At 64.3% G+C, this 11,294-nt stretch carries 8 protein-coding genes; 5 read left to right on the top strand and 3 right to left on the bottom strand.

The annotated features are described in order from the left end of the window. A partial coding sequence (locus EN742_RS38655; protein ID WP_210214445.1) for a hypothetical protein occupies positions 1-207 on the top strand: 207 nt, incomplete at its 5' end. A gap of 62 nt (positions 208-269) precedes the next feature. Here EN742_RS38655 and EN742_RS10735 read toward each other — a convergent pair. Further along, the gene (locus tag EN742_RS10735; protein ID WP_126058544.1) at positions 270-1,124 is read right to left on the bottom strand and encodes a DUF1194 domain-containing protein; all 855 of its coding nucleotides are present in this window, start codon (positions 1,122-1,124) and stop codon (positions 270-272) included. Positions 1,125-1,280: 156 nt separating this feature from the next. Between EN742_RS10735 and EN742_RS10730 the strand changes: the two genes are divergently transcribed. After that, complete coding sequence (locus tag EN742_RS10730) at positions 1,281-6,101, top strand: winged helix-turn-helix domain-containing protein (RefSeq protein ID WP_128332789.1); 4,821 nt, start codon at positions 1,281-1,283, stop codon at positions 6,099-6,101. 48 nt (positions 6,102-6,149) lie between these two features. Here the strand turns inward: EN742_RS10730 and EN742_RS10725 are convergent, their stop codons facing one another. Together EN742_RS10725 and EN742_RS10720 are read right to left on the bottom strand one after the other, a co-directional pair. Next, positions 6,150-7,631 (bottom strand): NAD-dependent succinate-semialdehyde dehydrogenase, encoded by a 1,482-nt coding sequence (locus EN742_RS10725; RefSeq protein ID WP_128332788.1) that lies wholly within the window; start codon positions 7,629-7,631, stop codon positions 6,150-6,152. Between the two features lie 33 nt (positions 7,632-7,664). Next, the gene (locus tag EN742_RS10720; protein ID WP_126058542.1) at positions 7,665-8,945 is read right to left on the bottom strand and encodes a 4-aminobutyrate--2-oxoglutarate transaminase; all 1,281 of its coding nucleotides are present in this window, start codon (positions 8,943-8,945) and stop codon (positions 7,665-7,667) included. Positions 8,946-9,126: 181 nt separating this feature from the next. Here EN742_RS10720 and EN742_RS10715 point away from each other — a divergent pair, with 181 nt between their 5' ends. From EN742_RS10715 to EN742_RS10705, 3 genes are all read left to right on the top strand, one after another. Further along, positions 9,127-9,933, top strand: a complete 807-nt coding sequence (locus EN742_RS10715; RefSeq protein WP_126058541.1) for a MerR family transcriptional regulator — start codon at positions 9,127-9,129, stop codon at positions 9,931-9,933. A gap of 432 nt (positions 9,934-10,365) precedes the next feature. Continuing rightward, positions 10,366-11,076 (top strand): WecB/TagA/CpsF family glycosyltransferase, encoded by a 711-nt coding sequence (locus EN742_RS10710; RefSeq protein ID WP_245455400.1) that lies wholly within the window; start codon positions 10,366-10,368, stop codon positions 11,074-11,076. Beyond that, the coding region (locus tag EN742_RS10705; RefSeq protein WP_148670072.1) for an FAD-dependent monooxygenase at positions 11,073-11,294 on the top strand (222 nt) is incomplete at its 3' end. The genes EN742_RS10710 and EN742_RS10705, both read left to right, overlap by 4 nt.

Genomic DNA, 11,294 nt, shown 5'->3' with positions numbered 1-11,294 from the left:
ATGCTGGCACACGGGCCGCAGGACATTGCCGTCGGTGACGGGGATGTCTTGGTCTGTCCGCAGGTTTCGAGCACATTCATGGATTGGAGTCGGCATTCCGAGCTGTTTTCGGACGCCCACGACCGCACGGCGCAATGGATCGAGGAACGTCTCCGCCAGAACGACTCAGGGCTCCGGGCGGTGCTCGGTAACGCACATATTACTTAGCGCATCACCACTAGACTCTCCGCATTCCGTTGCTGCCCTGCATCGCGGTCCCATTGCCGAACTTACCGGCCCGGCGACTGAGCGATCATGTTGCAGTCGGCTGTGCGGTCGGAACGCGTGGTGTAGGCGGCGTGGATCACCTGACCCATGTTCATGGAAATTTCACGCACCAGCTTTAGCCGGACCGCGGTGGCGAACATGGTGGCCTCGGTGACGCCGATCGCAAATGCGTCTGGTCCGCCAATGACGCAGCGTTCGAAATAGGATTGCAGGTAGGAACGGTCGTAGATCGCAAACCCGCCGGCCCAGCCAATGCGGGGCAGTGCGATCGGCAGCCCGTTGATCGTCACGCCTTCCGCCAGAAGGACCTGCCGGACGGGATCAAGCGGCGCTCCGGCATTGTTGGGTCCATCGCCGGATACGTCAACAACCCTGCGCGGGCTGCGCAAGCCACTCTTCGCGAACAGATCACGCGCCGCCCACAATGCGCCGGAGATCGACGTTCCGCGACCTTCGGTCAACGGCAGCGCCGCGAGCCTGTCTGCCAAGATCAGAGCGTCCTCGCGGCCTTCAACAATTGTCCACGGCATGATGACTGTTTGCTGGTGTGGCCCTGCCCACTCCAGATAAAGCACTGCAATTCTGCCCCGCTCTCCCGACTTGATGGCCGTCGCGATGTCCGCGTGGCGGAAGGCACTGACGTAGCCGTCGCGTTGCACTCGTTGCTCAACGTTGCTCATCGAGGGCGAAACGTCCACGGCCAGGATCAATTGCAGATCGACTTCGGCCAGGTGGTCAGCGGGACGGTCGGTCGCGTGAGCCTGCGACGCCATCGCGAAGAGCAGCAGGCAGACGGCCGTGAGCCGCAGCACCGGTCTTGCACCCGCACATCGAGCAATCCGCACCAGGTCGTCCATGGCGAGCCTCTCGCTGACATGCAATTGTCGGTCCGAGGCGTCCCGCGCGTCACGAACAGCTTCCGATCATTCGCCGAAATCTGCGCTCCGCGCCCGTCCGGATGGTGATGACGCTTCGCAGTCCGTGCTAATATCGAAGCATTGGACTGCGGCTTCGTGCGTGAGGAAACCGGCTTGGATAGCTCGCCGCCCACGACGTTCGTACTCAACGGCATTACCGCCGACGTGAGCAGCGAGACCTTGCGCGACAAGTCCAACAGGACGATCGCGCTTCGCCAGCAGACCTTTGCGGTGCTTCGTCACCTTCTGGCGAACGCGGATCGCGTGGTCACCAAGGACGACCTGATGAGGGCGGTCTGGAACGGGATAGCCGTCACCGACGACAGCCTGGTGCAATGCATTCACGAGATCCGTGCGGCGCTCAACGACAGCCGGCAGACCGTCGTGCAGACAGTGCCGAGGCGCGGCTACAGGCTGGTCCTTCCCGCAAATGCCGGACCGAGGATGGCGACCATCCTGGCAGCCGAATTGGCCTCCGAGAGCCGGCCGACAGGCAAGCGGATTTCTGCCGCATCTCTCCGAGAGTACCGGCAGATCATCGATCGGCTGCTGGTCCAACATGCGGGTCGCGCGTTCTGGAACGGCGAAGGGAGTCTGGTCGCCGAGTTTGCCGGCCCTGTCGAGGCGATGCGGTGTGCGAGCGAGATCCAGCATGAGGTCGACAGGCGGGACTGCGAAGTTCCCGAGACAAAGCGCCTGCGCTTCCGCATCGGCGTTCACCTGGGCTATGTCGTCGCCGAGGGCGACCACCTCGCGGGCGAGGCCGCCGAGGTCGCCGCGCATCTGCAAATTCTGTCACGACCGGGTGGGATTTGCGTCACCGAAGCGGTCCACGCCCAGGCGCAAGACCGACTCTCGCTGGAATTCGTCGATCTCGGCGAGCACAAGCTGAAGAGCGTCGCGCGCGCCTTGCACATCTACCGCGTACCCCTTGCTTCGGAGGAACCGGTCAAGTCGCCATTTCGCGGCCTCGATGCCTTCGAATTCGAAGATGCCAACCTGTTCTTCGGCCGGGCGCGGGCGATTGCTGCCTGCACCGCAAGATTGGAGCAGCAGGCAGCCAGCGGCACGGCATTCCTGCTCATCTACGGGATGAGCGGTTGCGGCAAATCTTCCCTCCTGCGCGCCGGGCTGATGGCGTCATTGACGCGGCCTGGAGCCGTGGCGGGCATATCCCTGTGGCGCCGCTGCCTGATCCGCCTCTCCGAAGGACCGGATGCGTTCGCTGTGCTGGCTGCGGCACTGCTTGGCGAAGCTGCTGTGCCGGAACTGTCCCGCGAAGTAACAGCCGCGGAGCTGGCGCTGCTCTGCAGGAACGCGCCGGACCGGGCGCTGGCGAAGATCCGGCAGGCACTTGGCAAGGCCGCCGGATCGGCCCGCTCGCAGATCAGATTGCTGGTTGCCATCGATCAGCTCGAGGAGCTTTTCACCACGCAGAAGCAGCCGGCGACGCGCGAGGCCCTTGTGCGGCTCATGGCGGTGCTGGCCGCGAGCGGACTGGTCTGGGTGATCGCGGCGATCCGTTCGGACTTCTTTCACCGCTGCGGCGAGGTGCCGGGGTTCTCGGCGCTCAAGGACGGTCTCGCCAGCTACGAACTCCTGCCGCCGACCGGCCCGGAGATCGCGCAGATCATCCGCGAGCCCGCTGGCGTTGCCGGGCTCCGCTTCGAGCAGAATGCCGAGCTGGGGCGGCTCGATGATGTGCTGCAGGAGGCAGCCGCTGCCGATCCCGGATCATTGCCGCTTCTCGAGTTTGTGCTCGACGCGTTGTACGAGGCCGGTCGCGAGCGTCGGGTCCTCACCTTTGCGCATTATCGCGCGCTCGGCGGGCTCGAAGGCGCAATCGCGCGCCGCGCCGATGAAGTCGTAGACCTGCTGGCGCCCAACATCCAGGAGGCCTTGCCCGCGGTGCTGGGCGCCCTCACCACGGCAAATCCGGGCGATGAAACGGTGACGGCACGTCCTGCCCTGCTCACCGAAGTTGCAGGCACTCCCGCGCGATCGGCCCTGGTCAGGGCCCTGATCGACGCCCGGCTCCTCGTCAGCGATGAGGACGCCGCGGGCCATGTCGTCGTCCGCGTAGCACATGAAGCACTGTTGAGCCGTTGGCCGCGCGCCGGTGACATTGTGAACGCAAACCGGAACTTCCTCGAGACACGCGACCGCCTCAGGGCCGACGCTCACCGTTGGCAGCTGGAGAACAGGAATCGAGAGCTTCTCCTTCCGTCCGGCAAACGTCTCGCGGAGGGCGAAGAGCTGATGCTGTCAAGACGCGAGGAGGTCGACGATGCCGTCCTCGAATACATCGAGGCGTCCTTGCGTGCCCATCGGCAGAAAGAGGAGAAGGATCGGCACGCGGAGCTGGCGCTGATCGAGGCCGCCGAAGAGGCAAAACGCGAGCGCCTGGAGCGCGAGGCCGAGCGCCGGAGCCTCGCGGCTGTCGCAGCAAACCGGCTCGCCCGACGTACGCGCAATGCCGCGATCGTGGCGATCGCGCTCGCTCTCATGGCGGGCGCAGGCGCGCTGGTCGCCTTCAAAGCGCGGGAGGAGGCAAGGGGCCAACGCGATCAGGCGCTGCGCAATCAGTCTCTTTCGCTCTCGTTTCTTTCGGAGCAGTCCGCGTCGAGAGGCAACACCGAGGCTGCGATCCTGTTGGCGCTCGAAGCACTGTCCTCGAAAGACCAGCCCAAGCGGCCCTATCTCTTTGAGGCTGAGACAGCCCTCTACAAGGCTCTGCTGGCGCACCGACAGATCAAAATCTTCCGGCATGGGGCCGGCGTGACGGATGCGGCATTCAATCCGGCCGGCGATCGCATCGTCACCGCATCCCACGACAAGACTGCGGCCGTCTGGGACATCTCCAGCGGCGCCGAAACCGTAGTTCTAAAAGGACATGAAGAGGCCCTGGAGAGGGCTGAATTCAGCCCGGATGGGAGCCGTATCCTGACGGCCGCGAGGGATGGCACTGCACGCCTTTGGGAGGCCACATCGGGAGAACAGCTCTTCATCCTGCGGCCTGTAAGCAACTATCCGACGGCAATCTTCAGCCCGGATGGCACCCGGGTGCTGACGGCGGGGGAGAACAGCGATGCAACGCTCTGGGATGCTCGGACCGGAAAGAAAGTCCTAGGTGTAAGGAGCGACGCATATACGCGTGCTGCTTTCAGTTCAGACGGCCGCAGCTTCGCGACGGCAGGCAGGCATTTTGTTTCGATCTGGAATAGCGCAGACGGCGCGCTGACGCGGTCAATCCGAGTGACCTCCTGGCCCTACAGCCTGGCGTTCAGCCCGGACGGGAGCCGGATGCTGGCCGGCCCGTGGGGTTGGCATTCACACCGCGACACTTCCAGCCTTTTCGATGTGTCGAAAGGAACGGAGATCGCAAAGTTGGCCGGCAGCAAGAGCGACACGCAATTGAACGGCGTGATCTTCGGTCACGGGGGTCAGCGAATCGCCACTGTATCCCTCGATGGCACTGCCCGGATTTGGGATGGAGTGTTGGGAACGCTGGATGATGTGCTCGGCCAGGAGGTTTCGGGATTGAAGGCAGACATCGACACGGATGAACGTGATGTGGAGATGAACGGTGCTTTCACCCCGGACGACCGCTTCCTGGCGACCGCCTCGGTCAATGGGCCGATCCGCATCTGGGACGTTGAACGCGCCTCGTTGGTGACGACGATCGCCGGCCATGAATCTTTGGTCGAGCATCTGGAATTCAGCCCGGTCGACGGCAACATTCTTCTCACTGCTTCACATGATGGCACTGCTCGGCTGTGGGATGTCGACGGCGCGCTGACGACCGCGCTCTCGCATGAATACCGGCCGACTTTCGCGGTCTTCAGTCCCGACAATGTCCACCTGCTGACCGGCGGCGGCGACAGCGCGGCGCACCTCTGGGATGTCGTGAGCGGGCGCGAGACAATCCGGTTCGATACACATGAGATCATTCAAAACGCGACGTTCAGTCCCGATGGACAGCAGGTCGCGACGGCATCTCTTGGGGGGCAGGTCCGTATTTGGGATGTCGCCACGGGTTCGGAGACCGCCCAGTTCCGATCACATGGCGGCTTGGTCCAGATCCAGTTTGGTCGCGATGGCAAATCGCTTCTTGTCGCATCGATCAACGGCACCGCGCAGCAGTGGGACGCTGCGAACGGCACCGAGCTGGCCGTCATCAATACAAGCAGCAATCTGCCCCAGGCCATTCTTAGCCCCGACGGAAATCTGATCCTCTCGGCCAGGGAAGACAATGCGGGCCACCTGCTGACGACGGGCGGAGCCGAGCTCAGGGTTCTTGTGGGGCATCAGGATCGCATCACGGCAGCGGCCTTCAGCCCGGACGGTCAACTCGTCGCCACAGGCTCGCTCGACCACACGGCTCGCATTTGGTCGACCACGGACGGAGCAAACGTCGGAACGCTAGTGGGACACACCGGCGCGCTAACGGTCCTCGCCTTCAGCCCCGACGGTCAGTCGCTGCTGACCGGCTCGCGCGATGGAACCGTCCGCATCTGGAGCGTCGCTGGCGGACTGGAAAGTGCCGTTCTAAGGGGCCACGACGGCGCCGTCGACAGCGCCCAGTTCAGTCCTAACGGTTTGTATGTCGTGACCGCGTCCTCCAAAGATCGCACGGTGCGGCTATGGGCGACGCAATCGGGGCGCCAGATTGCCGTCCTTGGCAGCCACGACGAAGCAACCGTTCTACTGGGCTTTACACGCGCAGCTTTCAGTTCCGACGGCGCCCGCGTCGCAATTGTTGCCGGCGAAAAAAGTGTCCGTATCGTTCGTGTCTTCCAGGCGCCCAAGGACCTCATCGACTTCGCCCGGCGCACCGTGCCTCGCGAACTCACCGCTTGCGAGCGGCGAAGCTTCTTCCTGCCTGCGGACCCTGCAACCGGCACCTGTCCGGGCTGACGCCGGCGACCGGTCGGATGTTGTCGCTTGAGTCGGGAGGGTAGCTGCCTACAGATTGCCGATGCAGAGATATTTGATTTCCAGATAGTCGTCCGCGCCGTGGCGGGAGCCCTCGCGGCCGAGGCCGGACTGCTTGATGCCGCCGAAGGGCGCCGCTTCGCTGGAGATCAGGCCGGTGTTGATCCCGACCATGCCGTATTCCAGCGCCTCGGCTACCCGCCAGACCTTCTTCAAGTCGCCGGCGAAGAAATACGCCGCGAGTCCGAATTCGGTGTCGTTCGCCTGCGCGATCACATCCTCGACCGTGTCGAAGCGGAAAAGCGGCGCGACCGGGCCGAACGTCTCCTCGCGCGCCACCTGCATGCCGCTTGTGACACCCGTCAGCACTGTCGGCGAGAAGAACGTGCCGGCGCCTTCGATGCGCTTGCCGCCGGTAAGCACCTTGGCGCCTTTCGACACCGCATCCTGGACATGGCTCTCGACCTTCGCCAACCCCTTGTCGTCGATCAACGGCCCGACCATCACGCCAGCCTCGAAGCCGTCGCCAACCGGCATCGCGGCGACCTTTGCCGCGAGCCTGGCGGCGAAGGCGTCATAGACGCCGGACTGGACGTAGAGGCGGTTGGCGCAGACGCAGGTCTGGCCGGCATTGCGGTACTTGGAGGCGAGCGCGCCTTCGACCGCGGCGTCGAGATCGGCATCGTCGAAGACGATGAACGGCGCATTGCCGCCGAGCTCGAGGCTGACCTTCTTGATCTGGTCAGCGCACTGGCGCATCAGGATGCGGCCGACCTCGGTCGAGCCGGTGAAGCTGATCTTGCGCACCTTGTCGTTGCCGCACAGTTCCTTGCCGATGGCCGGACCATCTTCCCCGACGATGACGTTGAAGACGCCGGCAGGCACGCCGGCCTGCTCGGCGAGGACGGCCAGCGCCAGCGCCGAAAGCGGCGTCTGTTCGGCCGGCTTGGAGACGACCGTGCAGCCGACGGCGAGCGCAGGCGCGACCTTGCGCGCGATCATCGCGGCGGGGAAATTCCATGGCGTGATCGTGCCGACGACGCCGACAGGCTGCTTGATGACGATCATGCGCTTGTCGTTCGACGGTGCCGGGATCGTCTCGCCGTAGACGCGCTTGGCTTCCTCCGCGTACCACTCGACATAGGCTGCGGCGTAGAGGATCTCGCCGCGGGCCTCGGCGAAGGGCTTGCCCATCTCGGCGGTCAGGATGGCCGCCAGCTCGTCGGCGTTGGCGACCATCAGCTCGTGCCACTTGCGCAGGATCGCGGCGCGCTCCTTGGCCGGGCGCGCCGCCCAGGCCGGCTGCGCGGCATGGGCGGCGGCGATGGCGTCCCGCGTCTCGGCGGCACCCATATCGGACAGCGACGCCAGCACCTCGCCGGTTGCCGGGTTCAGCACGTCGAAGGTCCGGGTCGCGTCGCCCGCGGTCCAGACGCCGTCGATGTAGCCGGTGTCGCGCAGGAAGCGCGACGAGAAGGAAACATGCTTGGTCAACGCGGTCGTGAAGGCCATGTCATTTGCTCCGGAAAATGGACGGGGCTCCGGCTAGTTGCCGGCGCTTGCTTCGAGGATCGCGCTCTCCAGAATGTCGAGCGCCTCGCCGAAGACGCTGTCCTGGATGGTGATCGGGGCGAGGAAGCGGATGACGTTGCCATGCACGCCGCAGGTCAGCAGGATCAGGCCCTTATCGAGCGCGATCAGCCGCACCTTGTTGGCGAACTCGGCGCTCGGCAGCTTCGTCGTCCTGTCGTTGAACTCGACCGCGTTCATGAAGCCCGGACCGCGGATATCGACGATCTGCGGCGCCTTCTCGCGCAGCGATTCCAGGCGCTGCTTGAGCCGGTTGCCGAGCTGGTTGGCGCGGCCGCAGAGATCCTCGTCCTCGATGACGTCGAGCACGGCATGGGCGGCCGCGACGCCGATCGGGCTGCCGCCATAGGTGCCGCCCAGCCCGCCCGGTCCCGGCGCGTCCATGATTTCCGCGCGGCCGGTGACGGCGGCAAGCGGGAAACCGCCGGCGAGGCTCTTGGCCATCGTCACCAGATCGGGCGCCACGGCATGATGATCCATCGCAAACATCTTGCCGGTGCGGGCAAAGCCCGTCTGTACTTCATCGGCAATGAGCAAGATGCCATGCTGGTCGCAGAGTTCGCGCAGCGCTTTCATCAGCGAAGCCGGAGCCGGATAGAAGCCGCCCTCGCCCTGCACCGGCTCGATGATGATCGCGGCGACGCGCTGCGGATCGACATCGGCGGCAAATAGCTTCTTCAGCGCCGCCAGCGACTGTTCAGAAGTCACGCCATGGAGATCGATCGGAAACGGCACGTGGAAGACGTCAGCGGGCATGGCGCCGAAGCCGACCTTGTAGGGCACGACCTTGCCGGTCAGAGCCATGCCCATGAAGGTGCGGCCATGGAAGCCGCCGCCGAAGGCGATGACGGCGGAGCGGCCGGTCGCGGCGCGGGCGATCTTGACGGCGTTCTCGACAGCTTCGGCGCCGGTCGTGACGAAGATCGTCTTCTTGGCGAAATCGCCCGGCGTCAGCGCGTTGAGCCGCTCGGCCAGCCGCACGTAGCTTTCATAGGGAACGACCTGGTGGCAGGTGTGGGTGAAATGATCGAGCTGATCCTTCACCGCCGCGATCACGCGCGGATGGCGATGGCCGGTGTTGAGCACGGCGATGCCCGCGGCGAAATCGATGTAGCGGCGGCCCTCCTTGTCCCAGATTTCCGCGTTCTCGGCACGCTCGGCATAGATCTGCGTGGTCATGCCGACGCCGCGGGAAATCGCTGCATTCTTGCGGTCGGTGAGGGTGGTCGCGGCCATCATGCGCTCCTGCGCTCTGGGGTGGGATTTGATATCTTGCATAATTTCTGCAAGACATATACAAACTTCCTACATTTTTTCTGCAAGAATGCAAGCGGTGTTTTCGGCTTCAAACCGCCGCCGTTTTCGGCGATGGTCCTGAACAGGGCTGAGAGACAAACCAACCGGGAATATTCCGCTCATGAGCAATGCCACGCCGGTACGCTACAAGGTGGCGGAGGCGGCGAAATCCGCGGGCGTCTCGGCCTCGACCCTGCGCCTTTGGGAAAGCCAAGGGCTCGTCGTTCCGGGACGGTCGGATACCGGCCACCGGCAATACAGCGCCGAGGATGTGGCGCGGCTGAAGAAGATCGCCTGGTACAGGACCGAGCGCGGCCTCAACCCGGCGGCCATCCGCGAAGCGCTGGAAAGCGAGGCACCGTCCGACAGTGCCGACACCGCGGATACGTCCGACCTCGGCCGCAGGCTGCGCAGCCTTCGCCATGGCGCCGGCAAGACCCTGGACCAGATTGCCGCCGATGTCGGCATCGCCGCCTCCACGCTGTCCACCCTGGAGCGGACATCGCAGGGCGTCAGCTTCAAGACACTGCACGATCTGGCGCAGTATTACGGCACCACCGTTTCGCGCCTTTCCGGCGAGGAGCGGGACGACGTGCCGGCGCTCGTGCGTGCCGGGGCATGGCGCACCTGGCCGGAAACCACCCCCGGCGTGACCGTGCAGCTTCTCGCCGAGGGACGCACGATGATGGACTGCCACCGTTTCGTCCTGGCGCCTGGCGCCGCTAGCGAAGGCGCCTACCGCCACGAAGGCGAGGAGTTCATGCATGTGCTGTCCGGACGCCTGGAACTGGTCTTGGATTCCGACCAGTTCTTCGATCTAGGCCCCGGCGATTCCTTGTATTTCGAAAGCCGCCGCTACCATTCCTGGCGCAATCGCCACGACGGCGAAACCGTCCTGCTGTGGATCAACACCCCGCCGACCTTCTGACTGGGACGAGCCGTTGCCCACGGGCAGCAAGGCCGCCGAAAGGGAGGCAAGCTTCGGCGTCGTCACGGCGAGTGGACGAACGAATCCTCTCCCTTGGCGCCCAAAGCAGAGGCGGACATGCCCTTCGCACCACCGCACTACACGGCTCGGCTGAAGTAGAGAATCGAACGATTGCATAGATTTTTAGTAAAATCCTATGAATTAACTAACGATTAACGAATTGCTTAACTTTCCGCTGCTTTTACCTAGAATATTCGAGGGTGGAATACTTCTCGAATGCGCAGGGCAATGGAAAATCCGAAAAGAGACTTTGAAGGATCTGGACGCCCGTCCAATGCGGATGGGGCGGCAGCCGCGCGCCAGGAATCAGCACCTCTTCCCGAGAAGCTTTCCGCCTTCCCGACCGTTTTGATCGGCGGGCTGCCAATCACGGTGATCGATCGGCGGGAAGCGGCCCATCTGATGATCGCCGCGGCGCGCGGGCATCTGCCCGGCTGCCGTCCCTACTATTTCACGTCAGCCAATGGGGACGTCATCGCCCAGACGCGCGCCAATGCGGAAACGGCCGGGCTCTTTCGCGAGGCCGACCAGATCTTCGCCGACGGTCAGCCGCTCGTTTTCGCTTCACGCCTGCTGTGCGGCGTGCACCTGCCGGAGCGGGTCGCCACCACCGACCTCTTTCACGATGTGGCCAAGCTCGCCGAACGCGAGGGCACGACCTTCTACCTGCTGGGATCGACGGAGGCCGAGAACCGCAACGCCGTTGCCGGCATGAAGGCCAGATATCCCGGCCTGCGCATCGTCGGCAATTCGCATGGCTACCTTGCCGGCGAAACACTCGAACGCAAGCTCCACGAGATCAATGCACTCGCGCCCGATATATTATGGCTGGGCCTCGGCGTTCCGCGCGAGCAGATCTTCGTCCGCGACTTTGCCTCGCGACTTTCGAATGTCGGCGTCATCAAGACCTCGGGCGGGCTATTCGACCATCTTGCCGGCAAGGTGCCGAGGGCGCCGCTTTGGGTCCAGAAAGCCGGTTTCGAATGGCTGTGGCGCGTGCTGATGGAGCCGCGCCGGCTTTTCTGGCGCTATTTCACCACCAGCCCCCAGGCCATCTACGCCATATTGAGGTATTCCAAATGACCGCCGATCAGTCCCGCCCTTCGCTGCCAGCGGGGATCGACACGGAGATCGTCATCGTCGGCGGCGGCCTGTCCGGCACGCTTGCGGCGAACGTGCTCGGCCGTGCCGGCTTTCAGGTCACGCTGGTCGACCGCTATCCCGTCTTTCCCAGGGAATTCCGCGCCGAGAAGATCGCCGGCGACCAGATCGAAAAGTTACGCCGGATCGGCCTTCTGGAC

Origin of the sequence: Mesorhizobium sp. M4A.F.Ca.ET.020.02.1.1 (genome assembly GCF_004022645.1) — a bacterium.
GTDB lineage: Bacteria > Pseudomonadota > Alphaproteobacteria > Rhizobiales > Rhizobiaceae > Mesorhizobium.
Note: the sequence above shows the minus strand (reverse complement) of the source record. Positions and strands in the feature narration are given on the sequence as shown.

Bases quoted from the DNA above. Each gene is read 5' to 3' on its own strand.
- EN742_RS10715 (WP_126058541.1), top strand. From the start codon at position 9,127: ATGAGCAATGCCACGCCGGTACGCTACAAGGTGGCGGAGGCGGCGAAA.
- EN742_RS10725 (WP_128332788.1), bottom strand. From the start codon at position 7,631: ATGGCCTTCACGACCGCGTTGACCAAGCATGTTTCCTTCTCGTCGCGC.
- EN742_RS10735 (WP_126058544.1), bottom strand. From the start codon at position 1,124: ATGGACGACCTGGTGCGGATTGCTCGATGTGCGGGTGCAAGACCGGTG.
- EN742_RS10720 (WP_126058542.1), bottom strand. From the start codon at position 8,945: ATGGCCGCGACCACCCTCACCGACCGCAAGAATGCAGCGATTTCCCGC.